We start from the raw sequence: 17382 nt of genomic DNA on the forward strand, positions 1-17382 counted from the left end.
GCATGACGCGCGTTTCCTTTGGTGATCTGGCTCAGTCGCAACTTCTTCGGCGCAGCAGCAGCGCAGCGGAAACGCGTCTCGCGCGCCTTGCCGCCGAACTGGCAAGCGGGAAAAGAAGCGATCTTGCCACCGCCACGGGGGGCGATTTCAAGCTTCTGGCAGGAATAGAACGATCCCTCGGCCTTCTGAAAAGCCATACCGCGACAGCACGGGAAGCCGCCTTGGCAGGGGGCGCCATCCAGGTCTCGCTGGAGCAGGTCCAGAGCGTTGTCGAGACTGCCGCCAACAATTTCGCGATCGCCGGCACCAACGGCGCCGCACAGGCGGTCAGAATCACTGCATCCGGGGCCGACCAGCAGCTTGCGGCGGTCGTGGCTGCGCTGAACGTCAACGTCGGAGAGCGCTATCTGTTCTCAGGCATCGCGACGGATCAGCGGGCAGTTGGCGGCGCCGAAGAGATGCTGTCATCGCTGATCGCTGCAACCACTGGAACAAGCACGGCAAGCGGCCTGCAAAGCGCCGTTCGGGACTGGTTCGACGCCCCGCCGGGCGGCGGCGGCTTTCTGGATGTCGTCTATGGCGGCAGCCCGGACGCCGGCGGCGGCTTCCCGATTTCGCCCGGAGTGGGCGCCACCTTCGCCGTCACCGGGGCAGACCCCTGTCTGCGCCGCTCGCTTGAGGGGTTGGCCATGGCCGTTCTGCTCGATCGGGGCATCCTGGATCAGGACGACGCGGCACGCTCGCAGGTGCTGGCTGCGGCGAGCGAGACCTTGATGTCGGCGGGCCAAGGCATTGCCGAACTTCGTGGTCGGATCGGCACGGTCGAGGCGGCGATCGATTCCGCCTTGATCCGAAACGACGCCGAGGTTTCGGCTCTGGAGATGGCCCGCGGCAGGATCGTTTCTGCGGATCCCTACGATACAGCCTCGGCCTTGGAGGAGGCGCGCAACCAGTTGGAAGCGATCTATGCCCTGACGGCGCGTTTGTCGAACCTCTCGCTTCTGGAGTTCCTGAGATGAGGCGTCTTGCTCTGCTGTTTGTGCTGCTTTTCCCACTCGCTGCGGCGGCCGCGCCTGTCAGGATCAAGGACTTGGCCGAGTTCGACGGCGTGCGGGGCAACGATCTGGTTGGTTATGGCCTTGTTGTCGGCCTGAATGGCAGCGGCGACGGGATCCGCAACGCGCCCTTCACTGAGGAGATCATGTCAAACCTGCTTGAGCGGCTCGGCGTCAACGTGACGGGCGAACAGTTCCGGCCCAAGAACGTCGCAGCTGTCTTCGTGACCGCGGCCTTGCCGCCCTTCGCGCGCGCGGGCAGTCGCATCGACGTTTCGGTATCGGCCATCGGCGATGCGAAAAGTCTGCTGGGCGGGACACTGGTCATGACGCCACTCAACGCCGCGGACGGCCAGATCTATGCCGTTGCCCAGGGCGCGATCGTCGCCGGCGGTGCCGCGGCCGAGGGCGAAGGCGCCAAGATCGTGCAGGGCGTGCCGACCGCCGGCGTGGTCCCGATGGGCGCAAGGGTGGAGCGCGAGGTGGATTTCGAGCTTGGGTCGCTCAGCACCGTACGGATCGCGCTGAGGACGCCCGACTTTGCCACGGCCGAGCGGATCGAAGCCGCGATCAACGGCAACTTTGGCCGTCGGGTCGCGCAAATGCTGGATCCAGGCACCGTTGCCGTGGACGTCGCCGCCACCGGCTTGAACTCGACCGCGCACGCGCTTGGCAGGATCGAAGGTCTGCTTGTCGAACCGGAGCAGCGCGCAAGGGTTGTCGTCGATCAGCGTTCAGGAACGATCGTCATGGGCGAAGACGTGCGGATCAGCCGGGTTGCCGTCAGCCAAGGCGGCCTGACGCTCCGGGTCGAAGAATCGCCCCTTGCCGTTCAACCCAACCCCTTCTCGGACGGTCAGACAATCCTGGTGCCACGGACCCGCGCGACGATCGAGGAAGAAAGCGGAACAGGGTTGGCCGAGGTCTCGGCCGGCTCATCCCTGTCGCAGGTCGTGGCGGGGTTAAATGCCTTGGGGGTGTCGACCAGGGACATGATCGACATCCTGAAAAGCATTCACGCAGCAGGCGCGCTTCATGCGGACTTCATAGTGCATTAGCAAGATGGTCCAATGGCAAGCCAGGGTGCAGACGATTGACCCTTTGCCCGACGCGGGTCTAGGTTGGCGCGCAATCGGCGGAACAAGGGGGCACGCCATGTCAGAAAGCAATCGGACACCCGAGGATGCCGCGGCACGTCGGGCCGTTCGCCCGGTGATCTGCTACCCGGATGACGGCCTGCCGCCGGTCGACATCGAAGCGTATCGGTCCGTACGCGCGAGCGCGTCGAAGATGTCCGAGGTTATCGTACCGGCCCGTGATGCGCGCGCATTCCATGTGCCGGCAGGCCATTTCTTTCGGATTACCTCGGTAGAGGGTCCTCAGGTGGGCGATCTTAACCTGTGGAACGCCGCAAACCTTGCCGAGCGCTTCTTTTCCGGCAAGACCCGCGCGCTGCATGGGACGCATGTCGGCGTTGGGGACCGTCTTTGGTCCTGCCTACCCTATCTCAGGCCAATCGCAACGGTGGTCGCAGATACCCTGGCCTGGTATGGGACGGACCCCTATGGCGGACGTGTGCACGATGTGATCGGCACGCGCTGCGACCCCTACACGCATCGGCTTCTGTCGGGTGGCACCTACCACCATTGCTGCCATTCGAACCTGACGCGGGCGCTGGCAGCGGAAACCGGCCTACCTTTGGATCAGGCAGAGTTGCACGTGCACGACGTGCTCAATGTCTTCATGTGCACCGGGTTCACTGCGGACACGGGGCAGTACTTCATGAAGGCAAGCCCGGTTCGCCCAGGCGACTACTTGGAGTTCTTCGCCGAGATCGATCTCTTGGGTGCCTTGTCGGCATGCCCAGGAGGCGATTGTTCGTCTGAACATTCCAGCGATACCGCGCCCTGCTTTCCTTTGAAGGTCGAAGTCTTCCGCCCGAAGGCAGGCTCGCTGCAAGATTGGTCGTCCCCCGCGGTCAACAGCTACGATCGGACCCACGGAACGAAATAGGCGGCACACGAAGGCGCCGCCTATCGAGACAGGGTGTCCTGTTGCGTCAGGTCGGTGACATGCCGCGAAGACGCTCGGACCGCCGACGCAGGAATTCCAGTGTCGCCAGGAGCGCGATCGAGATCGCCACCAGGATCGTCGCGACCGCGAGGATCGTGGGCGAAATCTGTTCGCGAAGGCCGATGAACATCTGCCAGGGCAGCGTCTTCTGCACCGCCGAGCCGACGAACAGCACGACCACCACCTCATCGAAAGAAGTGATGAAGGCGAACAGACCGCCAGAGATCACGCCCGGAAGGATCAGCGGCATCTGCACCTTGAAAAAGGTGCGTACCGGACCCGCGCCCATGTTGGCGGCAGCGCGCGTGAGCGACCTGTCGAAGCCGACGAGCGTGGCGGTCACGGTGATGATCACAAAGGGAATGCCAAGCACGGCATGCGCCAGGATCACCTTGATGTAGCCCGAAAGATCCTTGGAGAAGTGCAGCGTGTCTTCAAGAAAAACGCCCAGACGGGAGTAGAAGAAGAACATGCCGGTAGCCGAGATGATGAGCGGGACGATCATCGGAGAGATCAGCACCGCCATGATCGCCCGACGACCGGGTACATGGCTTTGCGACAGGCCGATCGCTGCAAGCGTTCCAAGCGACACGGAAATGATGGTGGCGAAGGGTGCGATGATGAACGAGTTCTTCAGCGGCCTCAGCCAGTCCGGGTTCGTGAGGAAATCCTCGTAGTGCTGCAAAGAGTAGCCTGCCGGATCAAGCGAAAGCATCGCCGGCGTGAAGGTGAAGAAGTTCTCTGCGTTGAAGCTCAGCGGGATGACAACCACGATCGGCGCGATCAGGAAGAAGAAAATAAGACCGCAGATCAGCCGAAAGCTGTTGTGCCACAGAACGTCGCCTTTGGTCGCGTAGACAGGCACGCTGGCGCGGTAGTCGCCAGAATGCAGCCAATAGGCAAACCAGCTGAGCACCAGTCCGACGATGGCCCCGAAGACGATACCCGCGATCCCTGACAGCGCCGCGCCCAGAAGCCCGGTGATGATGGCCCCGGTGACGCGTCCGGCACGACGCGATGGCGCGAAGCGGATCAGCAGGTAGGCAAGGACGACAGCGAACAGCGCCCCCAGCACGACGCCCAGCATCGGATTGTGCTTCGCAGTGCCGACAAGGTAACCAAGAAGGGCGCCGGCAACCGCGTTGAGCGGCAAGGTGAAACCGGTCAGGCTTGGCGTCGGTATGTTGACGGTCTTGATGCTCATGCCGATTACCCCAGTTTCACGTTATCGATGCCCACGATCTTGTCGTAGACGTAGTAGAGCAGGAGCACGGCAGCGAGCAGGATCGTTCCAAGCGCCGCAGCTAGCCCCCAGTTCAACGACGAGGAGATATGGAAAGCGATCCGATTCGAAATGAACACGCCCTGCGTGCCGCCAACCAGTTCCGGCGTGATGTAGTAGCCGATCGCCAGAATGAAGACGAGGATCGACCCCGCGCCGATTCCCGGCACCGACTGCGGGAAGTAGACGCGCCAGAACGCCGTCCAGTTCGTCGCGCCAAGCGATTTCGCGGCGCGCAGATAGCTGGGCGGAACCGTCTTCATCACAGAGTATAGCGGCAGGATCATGAACGGCAGCAGGATGTGCGTCATGGCGATGATCGTGCCGAACTGGTTGTTGATCATCACCAGCCGGTTGGCATCGTCGACCAGACCCACCCAGACGAGAAGGTCATTGATGACACCCTGCTGCTGCAGCAACACCTTCCAGGCGGAGGTCCGCACGAGCAACGATGTCCAGAACGGCAGAAGGACAAGTATCATCAGGACGTTAGACGTCGAGGCGCGCAGGTTGGCCAGCAGCCATGCGACCGGATAGCCCAGCAGAAGGCAGGAACCAGTGATCAGCAGCGACATCCACATGGTCCGAATGAACAGGGTCGCATAGATGCGCTGCTCTTCGGGGCGTAGCTGAATGCCGGTCGCCGTGTTCTCAAGGTCCGCCGCGTTCAGGAAGTAGCCGCTTGTGTAGTGGCCGCTGTAGCGCTTGAGGGTCTTCCAGACCTCTATGTCGCCCCAGTCCTTGTCAGCTTCAATGAACTTTTCCTTGAAGGGTCCATCGGTTTCCAGGTTCCATTTGTTCACGTCGCGCCCGGTCGAGCGGAACAATGACGAAATGCCCGGATTCTCGTAGTTAAGTCGGGTTCCCAGCCTCGTGTGCACCTTGGCGTCGACTGCGGCAACCAGATCGACGGCAAAGGCCGCGTATACGTCTTCGCCGGGAAGTTCACCTGTCGTCGGGTCCCAGTTTTCCAGGGCGACAACCGTGTTCGGCAGCGTATCAGGAACGATATCGTTTTCGACCGAGCGCGACAGCATGTCGGCGATCGGCATGACGAACGTCAGGAGGACGAAGATCAGGAGCGGCGCGATCAGCGCGAGCGCCCGGAGTTTCTGCCGCCGCAAAGCACGCGCCAGGGACCGCTTCAGTGGCGTTCCATCCGCAGCGAGCATCGGGCCTGAGTGGGTGGTCTCGCTCATCTTCTCCCCGTTTCATTCTTCTTGGTTGAAAAGCGACAAACGAATAGGTGGACGGGGCCCCGCGGGCCCCGTCCCGATAGTCAGATCACTGAGCGAGCCAAGCCTGGAACTTCGCGTCGAGATCGTCGCGGTTGTCCGCCCACCAGGTGTAATCGTAGATGTGCACGTTGGAGGCGTTGGCCGGGTCGGTCGGCATGTGCGGCGCCATGTCGATGCCAAGCACTTCATGCTTGCCAACCAGCGGGGCCGAAGATGCACGGGCCGGGCCGTACGAGATGTACTTGGCCTGGTCGGCAAGACGCTGGGTGTCGGTCGCGAACTTGAGGAAGTCCATCACGACAGCCTCACGCTCGGGCGACAGGCCCGTCGGAACGATCCAGCCGTCGATGTCGTAGGACTGCATGTCCCAGAGCATGCCGATGGGCTGGTTCTGTTCGGCGATCGCCGAGAACAGACGGCCGTTGAAGGTCGAACCCATAACAACTTCGCCGTCGGCCAGAAGCTGGGGCGTTTCGGCGCCAGCGGTCCACCACACAACCTGATCCTTGATCGTGTCGAGCTTGGCGAAGGCACGTGCGACGCCCTCGTCGGTCGACAGAACGTCATAGATCTCTTCCTTGGCGACGCCGTCGCAGTAAAGAGCCCATTCAACGTTGTCGATCGGGCGCTTCTGCATCGAGCGCTTGCCCGGATACTTGGCAAGATCGAAGATGTCGCAGATCGAGCTGGGCGGCGTGTCGCCGACCATGTCGGTGCGATAGCCCCAGGTGGTCGAGTAGACGATCTGCGGCACGAAGCATTCGTTCACGCGGGTCGCGCCAAAGTCGGTGTCGGCATCGGTGCCATCCGGCGCGGCGGCAAGCTCGGTCGCGCCATCGATCGGACGGGCCAAACCTTCATCGCACAGGCGCATCGAGTCGGACACGGTCACGTCGACCAGGTCCCAGGTCAGGTTGCCCGCTTCGTTCATGGCGCGCAGTTTCGCAACGGCTTCAGCCGAGCTTTCGTCCCAGATGATGTTCACTTCCGGGTGCATGGCCATGTAGGGCTCTGCATAGGCCTTGAGCTGCGATTCCTGGTATGCGCCGCCCCAGGACACGAACGTGAGGTCGAGTGCGGAAGCCGCACCTGCCGACATCGCGAGCGCACTGGTGGCGAGCAAAAGGTGAGTTGTTCTCATTGGTTTCTCCCTATCGGTTCCCGAAATATAGATGCCGAGCCGGGGCCCCGGGAAAAGCCCCGCCCAATGGGTCATGCGTCAAGCGCGCGGCAGTCCGTCGGCAACCAGCCGATCTCGATCTGCTCGCCCGGCTGCATGCGCCGCTGATCGGGCGCGTTGCGGGTCTTGACGATGAATTCGTCGTTTCCGGCGACACGAAGCCGCGTGCGGAAGATGTCGCCCATATAGATGAACTCCATCACTTCGGCCTTGAGCGTGTGGGCCCCTGCCTGAAGGCGGGCCTTGTTGACCTCAACCCGCTCGGGCCGGATCGACACGCGTGTGCGCTCTCCGGGCTTGGACACGTTCACGGGCTTGCAGTCGATCAACTCGCCATCGTCGAGCTGAACCAGCGCAACGCCGTTGTTGATTTCCTTGACCACGCCTTCAAGGGTGTTGTTTTCGCCGATGAACTGGGCGACGAAGCTGTTTTCCGGCTCTTCGTACAGCACATCGGGCGGCGCCAACTGCTGGATGACGCCGTCGTTGAACACCGCGACGCGATCCGACATGGTCAGCGCCTCGGTCTGGTCGTGGGTCACGTAGACCACGGTGATGCCAAGGCCGTCGGCGATGCGCTTGATCTCGAATTGCATGTGCTCGCGCAGCTGCTTGTCCAGAGCGCCCAGCGGTTCGTCCATCAGGACAAGCTCGGGCTCGAACACCAGCGCGCGCGCCAAGGCGACACGCTGCTGCTGGCCACCCGAAAGCTGGGCGGGACGGCGTCCGCCGAAGGTGCCCATCTGCACCATGTCCAGCGCGCGCTTGACCTTTTCCTCGCGCTCGGACTTGCCCATCTTGCGAACCTCAAGCGGGAAGGCGAGGTTCTCGGCAATCGTCATGTGCGGGAAAAGTGCGTAGTTCTGGAACACCATCCCGATGCCGCGCTTGTGCGGGGGGATGTTGTTGATCGGACGTCCGGCAAGCTTGATGTCACCGTGCGTCGCGGTCTCGAATCCGGCGAGCATCATGAGGCAAGTCGTCTTGCCCGACCCCGACGGCCCCAACATCGTCAGAAACTCGCCCTTGGCAATGGACAGGTTCAAGTCCTTAACCACGAGCGTTTCACCGTCGTAGCTTTTCTGGACCCTATCAAACAGGACGAAAGCGTCCGCAGCACCCTGGTCGGTCAATTCATGCTCCCCGCTGTCATTCTACCCCGGTCTTCGCCGAAGTTGTCCTTACCTTAGGCAGTGTCGGCGCATCATGCAACTACACCGCCATCAGGGTGCCGCTATTACGACATATATGCCGCTCAACACGACATCGCAGCGCGTTGGGAGAGGGCTAGGCGCAGGGTGATCAGCCCGCAAATCGCAGGAAATGCACGGCATCGCGATGTGCCGCCGGAAGACCGGCTGCGCAATTGCGCGGCTTTGGCGCCGGAGGGGTTAATTCGTTGCGCTGTGTGCAACAGATCGCTTTGAAGCGCATGGGAACCCAATGCGAGGGCGAAGAGCCGCACCTTAGGGCTACGGCCTTGAAAGCCTTGTCTGAAGTGGCATGAAAGCGCGAAATCCCACGCAGCATCCGGCGTTTTAAACGCCTTGTTCCAAGCACCTAGTTTGCCGCAGCCTCAACCAAGGCGCCGCTTTCCCACTGCCCCTGCTGTTCAATCGTGCCGTCGGGGCGATACATGGCTCCCTCCCCGTGAAATGTGCCGTCCCTAAAGTCGCCGACGTATTTCCAACCGTCCGGCCAGGAATAAGTCCCTTGGCCTTCGCGCATACCGTTCTTGTAGTTTCCGACGTGCATCCTTCCGTCCGGCCAGGTTGCCTTCCCGAAGCCCTCCCTTCGGTCGTCCTTCCATTGGCCTTCGTAAGTACGACCGTCCTCCGAGATGTATTTGCCCTGCCCGTTGAAGTTGCCGTCGCGAAAATCGCCCTCATATCGCCACCCGTCAGGATGGGTCAAAACGCCCTTTCCATGGTATTTGTCGTCAACCCATTGACCGACGTACTTTTCGCCGCTCAGTAGAACCATTGTGCCATGACCGGAGAATCGCCCGTTTTTCCATTCGCCTGTATAAACTCCGTTCAGCGTATTCACCGATCCTATACAGCTATCCCAGAAGGCGTAGGACGTTTCATAAGACGTGGCCATCGGACACGACGGCAGGTTCGATTGGGAAATGGCGATGCCGGCAGGCAAAGCCAAAAGCGCTGCCATGATCAAAGACGGAACGGTGGATTTCACTGGATATGCCTTTCAGCGCGGAACAAATCAAAATCCACGCTTCGCTGCGATCAGAAATCCAGGTTCTCCACGCTAAGCGCGTTCTGCTGAATGAACTCGCGGCGCGGTTCCACGACATCTCCCATCAACTTGGTGAAGATGTCATCGGCATCCGCCAGATCCTCGATCCGCACCTGGTTCAGAACGCGCGCCGACGGGTCGAGCGTGGTTTCCCATAGCTGATCGGGGTTCATCTCGCCCAGACCCTTGTAGCGCTGAAGCGTCAGGCCCTTCTCGCCTTCGGCCAGGATCGCGGCAAGCAATTCGGACGGGCCGTGAATCAGCTGTTCGCGGTCCTTGCGAACAAGTTTGGCGAGGGACCCATACACCTCTTGCAGCGTCTTGGTGTGCGTGGCAAACCGCCTCGCCTCGCCAGAGCGGAGGATCGGGCCGTCCAGCGTCCGTATCTCCTCGACCCCGCGCAGCGAGCGGGTGAAGCGCAGGCCGTGGTCCTGGGTGGGGCGGCCCTGCCAGCCGCGTTCGTACTCCACCGCCACCGCGTCCAGCCGGCGGGCGACCTCGTTCGCGACACCCTGCGCGTCCGCGTCGACGCGACCGGGCAAAAGCGCGCCCGCGATCGCCGACTGTTCAAGTATGTGGGTCGGATAATGCGTCGGAAAGGCCAGCAGGCTCTTGCGGACGACGCGCGCCTCTTCGACCACGCGCGCGAGGTCCGCGCCAGAGATTTCTTCGCCCGAGCCCAGACGCAGCAGCGCGCCGTCGATCCCCTGCTGGATCAGGTAATCCTCAAGCGCCGCCTGATCCTTCAGGTACACTTCGGACTTGCCGCGCGCGACCTTGTAGAGCGGCGGCTCGGCGATGAACAGGTGACCGGCTTCGATCAACTCCGGCATCTGGCGGAAGAAGAAGGTCAGCAACAGCGTGCGGATGTGTGCGCCGTCCACGTCGGCGTCCGTCATGATGATGATCTTGTGATAGCGCAGCTTGCCAAGATTGAACTCATCGCGCCCGATCCCGGTGCCAAGCGCGGTGATCAGTGTCCCGATCTGGTCCGACGACAGCATCCGGTCGAAGCGCGCCCGTTCGACGTTCAGGATCTTGCCCCGAAGCGGCAGCACCGCCTGGTTCTTGCGCTCTCGGCCCTGCTTGGCCGAGCCGCCGGCCGAGTCACCCTCGACCAGGAACAGTTCCGACAGCGCGGGATCCTTTTCCTGGCAATCCGCAAGCTTGCCCGGAAGGGAGGCGACGTCCATGGCCGTCTTGCGGCGGGTCAGCTCGCGGGCCTTCCGCGCGGCTTCTCGCGCCAGCGCTGCCTCGATGATCTTGCCGACGATAACCTTGGCCTCGGCGGGATGCTCCTCAAACCATTCGGAGAGCTTTTCGTTCACCAGGTTTTCGACCGCAGGCCTGACCTCGGAGCTGACCAGCTTGTCCTTGGTCTGGGACGAAAACTTCGGGTCGGGCACCTTGACCGAAAGCACGCATGTCAGCCCCTCGCGCGCGTCGTCGCCGGTGAAGTCCACCTTTTCGCGTTTCGCGATGCCGCTGTCCTGCGCGTATTTCGTCAGCGTGCGGGTCAACGCGCCGCGGAAGCCCGCCATGTGGGTGCCCCCGTCACGCTGGGGAATGTTGTTGGTGAAGGGCAGAACCGTTTCGTGATAGCTGTCGTTCCACCACATCGCGACCTCGACCCCGATGCCGCCGCGTTCGCCTGTGATGAAGATCGGATCGGACATCACCGAGGTCTTGTGCCGGTCCAGATACCGCACGAATTCCCGCACGCCGCCTTCGTAGAAAAGCTCGGTGCGCTGCAGTTCCGCGCCGCGATTGTCCTCAAGGATGATCTTCACGCCGGAGTTCAGGAAGGCCAGTTCGCGCAACCGGGTTTCAAGCGTCTTGAACGAATACTCCAGGTTCGAGAAGGTGCCGTCCGGATGGTTGACCTTGGCAGAGGCAAGGAAGCGAACCTCGGTGCCCTTTTCGCCGGGGGCCGCGTCTCCGACCACACGCAGGGGTTCCACCGTCTCGCCCTTTTCGAACTTGGCGAAATGTTCCTTGCCGTTGCGCCAGACGCGCAACTCCAGCCAATCCGACAGCGCGTTCACGACCGAAACGCCGACCCCGTGCAGACCGCCGGACACCTTGTAGCTGTTCTGGTCGAACTTCCCGCCGGCGTGAAGCTGGGTCATGATGACCTCGGCCGCCGACACGCCTTCGGTCGGGTGCATGTCGGTCGGTATCCCGCGACCGTTGTCGCGCACGGAAACCGAGTTGTCGGCATGGATGCGCACGCGCACGAAGTTCGCGTGGCCAGCCAGCGCCTCGTCGATGCCGTTGTCCACGACCTCGTACACCATGTGGTGCAGGCCCGAGCCGTCGTCGGTGTCGCCGATATACATGCCCGGCCGCTTGCGCACAGCTTCCAAACCCTTGAGAACCTTGATGGATTCGGCGCCGTATTCGGCCGTGTTCTGCGCGTCGTCGGTCATGCCCGCCCGTCCTTCATTATCTGCGCATCTTATAGTGCCGGGGGCACCCATTGTCACGCCACAGACACAATATTTTGCGTCAAAGCAGGGCGATCAACACACCGACCGAAACCAGCAGCGCGCCTGCGGTCACATTGATCCACCAAAGCGCGCGCGGCGAGCGCAAAAGCCGCCGGGCCTGCCCCACCGCAAAGGCAGCAATCAGGTTGCCCGAAAACGGGATGAGCGCCGACATCGCCAGGATCGCGGCGATGTCATGGCCGGTCACGCGCGAAAGGTCGAAAAAGCCGGGAAGCACGCCCATGTAGAACAGCACGGCCTTGGGATTGCCGATCACTGCGGCCACGCCAGCCGAAAACGCGGGCCATATCCCGGGTCGAGTCAGACGCCCCTCGGAAACAAGGATCGACCGGTGCGCGGTCCGGATCAGCGCCGCACCCATTATCAGGAAGATGGCCGCCGCGACCCAGTGCAGGATCAGCAGGAGGTTCTCGACACGAGCGACGACCCAGGTCAGCCCAAAGATCGCGATGAGGGGCCACAGGATATCCCCCAGCGTCACGCCGACGGCCAAGGGCCAAGCAGATCGAAACCCGCCGGACAGCGCTCGTGCCGTGAGAGCTACGAACACCGGCCCCGGCGTGACCCACAAAAGGGCCAGGGCCCCCGCATAGAGCCAAAGTTCGCTGAACGTGATCGTCATGGAAAAACCGCCTGCCCGTTCCGACGCGCGGCGCGACGCTGACATGGCGCCCCGAAACTTTCAACGGGTTTCCAGCACCCGGTTCAATTGCACAGGCGTCAGCCGGTCTGGTCCGGCAGGGTCAGGCTTCCGTCAGGCGCAAGTGGCCAGAACGGATTCATGGCGACTTCCCACACATGGCCATCCGGGTCGGCATAGTAGCCCGAATAGCCGCCCCAGAAGACCTTTTCGGGTTTCTTCAATGGGGCCGCGCCTGCCTTGACAGCCGCGTTCCATGCGGCGTCCACCTCGGCCTCGGTCGTGAAGTTCTGGGCCAGCGTCAGCGCGCCGGTGCCAAGTGCGGCACCAGGCCTACCTTGATCCTTCGCCAAAGCTTCAAGCCCGAACAGGCCCAGGACCGCGCCGTGCATCTGAAAGAACACGACGCCATCCGGCGCCTGTGCTGCACGCCAACCCAAAGCCTCATAGAAGGCGCGGGACCGCGCCAGATCGGTCACACCCAATGTTACCAGCGTCACCCGTTGCGGTGTCATGGCAAGATCCTTTCGCTTACGACGGACAACCCGCCGGCATCCGCGACCTCGAACGCCTGCGCCCGCGAACCCAGCGTGTCGAACAGTTCGGCACCGGTTCCGGTCAGGAAGGCCTGCGCGCCCAAGGCGCAAATTTCATCATAGAGCGACGCCCTCCGCCCCGCATCCAGATGGGCCGCGACTTCATCCAAGAGCAGGATCGGGGGCGCCCCGAAATCATCCGCCAGCGCGCGTGCGTTCGCAAGGATCAGGGAGATCAGAAGGGCCTTCTGCTCGCCCGTCGATGCCTGGGCCGCAGGCACGCCCTTGGCCTGGTAGATGGCGCCCAGATCGGCGCGATGGGGGCCGCTCAGCGTGCGTCCCGCCGCCCTGTCGCGCGCACGTCCAGCGGCCAACATGCCCGCCAATGCGGCGGCGTCGGTCGCGCGCTCCGGCCCCTCGGTGTCGAGGATGACCAGATCGGCCGCCGGGAAAGCGGTTTCGGCCCCGGTCTGCGCCGCCGCGACGCGCGCAACTGCCTCGGACCGGTTGCGCTGGATCACCGCGCCAGCCTCTGCCATCTGCGCTTCGAGAGCCTCATACCAGCGGGGTTCGTGCACATCGTCGCGCAGCAGGCGATTGCGCTCTCGCATTGCCTTTTCATAAGTCAGAACGGCTTCCGCATGCGCAGGTTCGAACGATAGGGTCATGCGATCCAGAAACCGGCGCCGCCCTTCCGCCCCCTCGATCCAAAGGCGGTCCATCGCCGGCACCAGCCACAGCATGCGCGCGATGCGTCCAAGGGCAGCTTGCGGTGCGGACTTGCCGTCTATGATCACCGACCGGCTTGCGCCCGCTTCGGCGCGGGTTTCGACCTCGTGCAACTGGTGGACGCTTTCGACATCGGCCCTGATCTTCCAGCCAAGTGCCTCGGGGCGGCGCGCAATCTCGTCCGGAGCGGCTCTGCGCAGCCCACGCCCTGGCGAGAGAAGTGAAACCGCTTCGATGACGTTCGTCTTACCCGCCCCGTTCGGACCGAAAATGGCGACAGGACGGCCATCGAAGGTCATCTCCGTGCGCCGATGCGAACGGAAATGCGACAGCAACAGCGAGGTTACGGCAAGGCGCGGCACGGGCTGTGCCTTTCGATCGTTGCTCCGACGTCGGTCAGACGCGCATCGGCATCACGACATAGACGGCCGAGGTGTCGTTTCCTTCGCGCATCAAGGTCGGATCGCCCGAGGAATTGAAAAGGAACACGGCGTTTTCACGGTCGACCTGGCTCGCGATTTCCAGCAGGTACTTCGCGTTGAAGCCGATCTCCAGCCGGTCATCTCCGTAGGCGACGGCCAGTTCCTCTTCGGCGGCGCCCGCATCGGGTGCGTTGACCGACAGGATCAAGCGGTCCTCGTCCAGTTGCAGCTTCACCGCCCGCGAGCGTTCTGACGACACCGTGGCCACCCGATCCACCGCCTTGGCGAACTCGGCCGCGTCCACCTCAAGCCGACGGGAGTTCGCGACGGGTATTACGCGCGTGTAGTCCGGGAAAGTCCCGTCGATCACCTTGGACGTCAGCGTGATCGCCGGGGTCGCGAAGCGGACCTTCGTCTCGGAAACCGAAACCGCGATCTGCGCGTCGTCGTCATCCAGAAGCTTGCGCAGTTCGCCCACGGTCTTGCGCGGCACGATCACGCCGGGCATGCCCTGCGCGCCATCGGGCAGCGGCGCGTCGATTCGTGCCAGCCTGTGGCCGTCGGTCGCGACGCAGCGCAGGACCTGCCCATCCTCTGCGGTCGCCACATGCATGTAGACGCCGTTCAGGTAGTAGCGCGTCTCCTCGGTCGAAATGGCGAACTTTGACTTGTCGAACAGCCGACGCAGGACCGGGGCCGGGGCGGAAAAGTTCGCGGTGTATTCCGAAGACGCCATGACCGGGAAATCTTCCTTCGGCAGGGTCGCAAGCGAAAATGTCGAGCGACCGGCCTCGACCGTGAGGCGGCCTGTGGCTGCATCCGACGTCAGCTGCACCAAGGCTCCGTCTGGCAGCTTGCGCACGATTTCATGCAGCATCACGGCGGATACCGTTGTCGCCCCCGCGCGCTCGACCTGTGCGTTGGCCTTGTCGACGACCTCGATGTCCAGGTCCGTCGCGCGGAAGCTGACCGTGTTGCCCTCGGCCTCGATCAGCACGTTGGCCAGAATCGGAATGGTGTTCCGACGTTCGACCACCGACTGGGCCTGCCCGACCGCCTTGAGAAGCGTCGCGCGTTCGATGCTGATCTTCATTTCCGTCCCCTGATTTGCCGGGAGGGCAGAATTAACAAATTTTGCCCCGGGCTCAAGATTTATCGGGAATGTCCGATGGATCGTCGGGGGCGTCAAGACACCCCCGTGCCGGCTCAGGCTTCCAGAAGGCGGCGCAGCAGCTTCAGATCCTCATCCAGCTGGTTGTCGCTGGCCTTGAGCTCTTCGATCTTGCGCACGCCATGCATGATGGTCGTGTGATCGCGCCCGCCGAACCTGCGGCCGATTTCAGGCAGGGATCGCGTCGTCATGTTCTTGGCCAGGTACATGGCGATCTGGCGGGGACGCGCGATCGTACGGACGCGCTTCGGGCCGATCATGTCCGACAGGCGGATATTGTAGTGTTCGGCCACCTTCCGCTGGATCTCTTCGATCGTGATCTTGCGCTCCGAGGCGCGCAGGATGTCGGCAAGGCAATCTTGCGCCAGATCCAGAGTGATTTCCCGACCGACCAGCGAGGCAAAGGCGAAAAGCCGCGTCAGCGCGCCTTCCAGCACGCGCACGTTCGTCGTGATCCGATGCGCCAGGAATTCAAGGATCCCATCGGCCATCTTGAGATTTCCGTGCTGGGCCCGATACGCCTCGGCCTTCTGCTGAAGGATCCCCAGCCGCAATTCGTAGTCCGTGGGGTGCAAATCAACGACCAGGCCGCACTGAAGGCGGCTCTTGATCCGCTCCTCCAGATCCTTGATCTCGCCGGGCGCGCGGTCGGCGGAAATGACGATCTGCTTGTTCTGGTCCACAAGTGCGTTGAACGTGTGAAAGAACTCTTCCTGGGTGGAGTCCTTTCCGGCGATGAACTGAACGTCGTCCACCATCAGCACGTCGACGGCTCGGAACATCTCCTTGAAGTCCATCACCTGCTTTTCGCGCAGCGCCTGGATGAAGCGGTACATGAACTGTTCCGCCGACAGGTACAGAACGCGCAGTTCAGGCCGGCGTGTCCGAAGCTCATGTGCGATCGCGTGCATCAGGTGGGTTTTGCCCAGCCCGACGCCACCATACAGGAAAAGCGGGTTGAAGGTGGTCGGGCCGCCCTCGGCGACGCGGCGCGCGGCCGCGTGGGCCAGTTCGTTGGGCTTGCCGACGACGAAGGTATCGAAGGTGAAGCGCGAATCCAGCGGCGCGCCGGGAAGCTCTGGCTCGTCGGCGACGCGGGCAGCGGCCAGTGCCGTACGGGTGCGCGTCGGGCGGTCGGCAATCTGGGCAATCGGGACAGGACGCGTCGAGGCGACAAGGAACTCGATTCGGTCCACCGCTTTGCCGGCAAGCGAAAGATGCGTGCGAATCTGCTCGGCGAAGTTGCGCGACACCCAGTCGCGCATGAACTTCGTCGGGGCCTCGAAACGTGCGATGCCGCCTTCAAGCCCGATCAGGCGAAGGGGTTCGATCCAGGTGACGAAGTTGTTCTTGCCAACTGCTTTGATGAGATCATTTCGTGCTTGCCCCCAGGAATCGTTCGTCATTCTCGCCTTGCCCAAAATTTATCGCCCACACCGCCCCCCGGCGCGGACGTTTCCAACTCGGCGACCGTTGTCATCCCGGCAGAAGCCCCGAACGGTTTCGGGTCAATCCTTGTCGGGCGCCCCTCAGCGCACGACAGGACATGGCAATAGAAAGCGTAGCCGGAAAAATCCAGCTATCTCAAACTATTGGCGCATGATGCGGCAGGCAGTTGCCAGCATCAAAACAAGCGCACCAGACGTTGTGTGCCAACGTTTCTTCCGTCTTTTCGAACGGTCAATTCGAAGCAATGCGGTGGTGCGCTTCATGTCCCCCAAGACGACGTGAATCGCAGGGCCAAGCTAGCAAGGCCGAGGAAGCGCCCGCAACTTATCTTCTAGCTTGACTCACTCTTTGCCGCACCGAATCCCGGGCTGAGTGCAAAGAAGGCACATGTGCAGAAATCGGCATGGAAAAGTTGTTGCTGGCCAGGAAATATTCTGCCCGGCACGTAAAAACAACAAGGCGCAGCGAAGCGCTGCGCCTTTGCAAGTCGGAAGAACCGGCTCGGAATTTACTGGGCGATCGACTTCACGCGGGAAGCCAGCCGCGACATCTTGCGCGCCACGGTGTTCTTGTGAAGGACGCCTTTGGTAACGCCACGGGCCAATTCGGGCTGCGCGGCGCGAAGTGCCGAAACCGCGGCTTCCTGGTTGCCGGAGGCGATCGCCTCTTCGACCTTGCGAAGGAAGGTGCGGATGCGCGAACGGCGGGCTTTGTTGATGTCGTTGCGGCGCTCGGACTGGCGGGCGCGCTTTTTGGACTGGGGCGTGTTAGCCATTTATTTTTCCAACTTCCGGGTCTGTTTCGATTCCTGAGCGCAACAAAGCCCGGTCTTCCCAGAGAA

Annotated in this window: 15 protein-coding genes; 3 read left to right on the top strand and 12 right to left on the bottom strand. The window is 62.5% G+C overall.

Translation table 11 applies throughout. From position 1 onward, the window contains the following. The first annotated feature begins 2 nt into the window (after nucleotides 1-2). The 3 genes from OEW28_RS00100 (at nucleotide 3) to OEW28_RS00110 (ending at nucleotide 3068) form a co-directional block, all read left to right on the top strand. Nucleotides 3-1019 carry a flagellin gene (locus OEW28_RS00100; protein WP_263732697.1) on the top strand — a complete coding sequence of 339 codons (1017 nt, stop codon included), beginning with the start codon at nucleotides 3-5 and terminating at the stop codon, nucleotides 1017-1019. Next, the gene (locus tag OEW28_RS00105) at nucleotides 1016-2113 is read left to right on the top strand and encodes a flagellar basal body P-ring protein FlgI (protein WP_263732698.1); all 1098 of its coding nucleotides are present in this window, start codon (nucleotides 1016-1018) and stop codon (nucleotides 2111-2113) included. Before OEW28_RS00100 ends, OEW28_RS00105 begins: the two co-directional genes overlap by 4 nt. Before the next feature lie 97 nt (nucleotides 2114-2210). Then, nucleotides 2211-3068, top strand: a complete 858-nt coding sequence (locus OEW28_RS00110; protein ID WP_263732699.1) for an urea carboxylase-associated family protein — start codon at nucleotides 2211-2213, stop codon at nucleotides 3066-3068. Nucleotides 3069-3114: 46 nt separating this feature from the next. Here OEW28_RS00110 and OEW28_RS00115 read toward each other — a convergent pair whose 3' ends face one another. The 12 genes from OEW28_RS00115 to rpsT all read right to left on the bottom strand — a co-directional run bounded on the left by OEW28_RS00115 (nucleotide 3115) and on the right by rpsT (nucleotide 17316). Next, a complete protein-coding gene (locus tag OEW28_RS00115; RefSeq protein ID WP_263732700.1) occupies nucleotides 3115-4332 on the bottom strand; it encodes an ABC transporter permease in 1218 nt (405 codons plus the stop codon). Between the two features lie 5 nt (nucleotides 4333-4337). Continuing rightward, the gene (locus tag OEW28_RS00120; RefSeq protein WP_263732701.1) at nucleotides 4338-5609 is read right to left on the bottom strand and encodes an ABC transporter permease; all 1272 of its coding nucleotides are present in this window, start codon (nucleotides 5607-5609) and stop codon (nucleotides 4338-4340) included. An 85-nt stretch (nucleotides 5610-5694) separates the two neighbouring features. Further along, nucleotides 5695-6789 carry an extracellular solute-binding protein gene (locus tag OEW28_RS00125; protein WP_263732702.1) on the bottom strand — a complete coding sequence of 365 codons (1095 nt, stop codon included), beginning with the start codon at nucleotides 6787-6789 and terminating at the stop codon, nucleotides 5695-5697. 71 nt (nucleotides 6790-6860) lie between these two features. Further along, nucleotides 6861-7961 (bottom strand): ABC transporter ATP-binding protein, encoded by a 1101-nt coding sequence (locus OEW28_RS00130; RefSeq protein WP_263732703.1) that lies wholly within the window; start codon nucleotides 7959-7961, stop codon nucleotides 6861-6863. Nucleotides 7962-8388: 427 nt separating this feature from the next. Continuing rightward, on the bottom strand, nucleotides 8389-9024 hold the full coding sequence (locus OEW28_RS00135) for an MORN repeat-containing protein (protein ID WP_263732704.1): 636 nt from the start codon (nucleotides 9022-9024) through the stop codon (nucleotides 8389-8391). A 50-nt stretch (nucleotides 9025-9074) separates the two neighbouring features. After that, complete coding sequence (gyrB, locus tag OEW28_RS00140) at nucleotides 9075-11513, bottom strand: DNA topoisomerase (ATP-hydrolyzing) subunit B (RefSeq protein ID WP_263732705.1); 2439 nt, start codon at nucleotides 11511-11513, stop codon at nucleotides 9075-9077. Nucleotides 11514-11592: 79 nt separating this feature from the next. Continuing rightward, on the bottom strand, nucleotides 11593-12216 hold the full coding sequence (locus OEW28_RS00145; RefSeq protein ID WP_263732706.1) for a LysE family translocator: 624 nt from the start codon (nucleotides 12214-12216) through the stop codon (nucleotides 11593-11595). 98 nt (nucleotides 12217-12314) lie between these two features. Then, nucleotides 12315-12749, bottom strand: a complete 435-nt coding sequence (locus OEW28_RS00150) for a VOC family protein (protein WP_263732707.1) — start codon at nucleotides 12747-12749, stop codon at nucleotides 12315-12317. Next, complete coding sequence (gene recF / locus OEW28_RS00155) at nucleotides 12746-13861, bottom strand: DNA replication/repair protein RecF (protein ID WP_263732708.1); 1116 nt, start codon at nucleotides 13859-13861, stop codon at nucleotides 12746-12748. Before recF ends, OEW28_RS00150 begins: the two co-directional genes overlap by 4 nt. Nucleotides 13862-13895: 34 nt before the next feature. Then, a complete protein-coding gene (gene dnaN, locus OEW28_RS00160) occupies nucleotides 13896-15014 on the bottom strand; it encodes a DNA polymerase III subunit beta (RefSeq protein WP_263732709.1) in 1119 nt (372 codons plus the stop codon). Between the two features lie 113 nt (nucleotides 15015-15127). Next, entirely contained in the window at nucleotides 15128-16498 is a 1371-nt protein-coding gene (dnaA, locus tag OEW28_RS00165) for a chromosomal replication initiator protein DnaA (protein ID WP_263732710.1), read from the bottom strand. Between the two features lie 551 nt (nucleotides 16499-17049). Then, a complete protein-coding gene (gene rpsT / locus OEW28_RS00170) occupies nucleotides 17050-17316 on the bottom strand; it encodes a 30S ribosomal protein S20 (protein ID WP_263732711.1) in 267 nt (88 codons plus the stop codon). Nucleotides 17317-17382: the final 66 nt, after the last annotated feature.

Source organism: Albidovulum marisflavi, assembly GCF_025751435.1.
GTDB lineage: Bacteria > Pseudomonadota > Alphaproteobacteria > Rhodobacterales > Rhodobacteraceae > Albidovulum > Albidovulum marisflavi.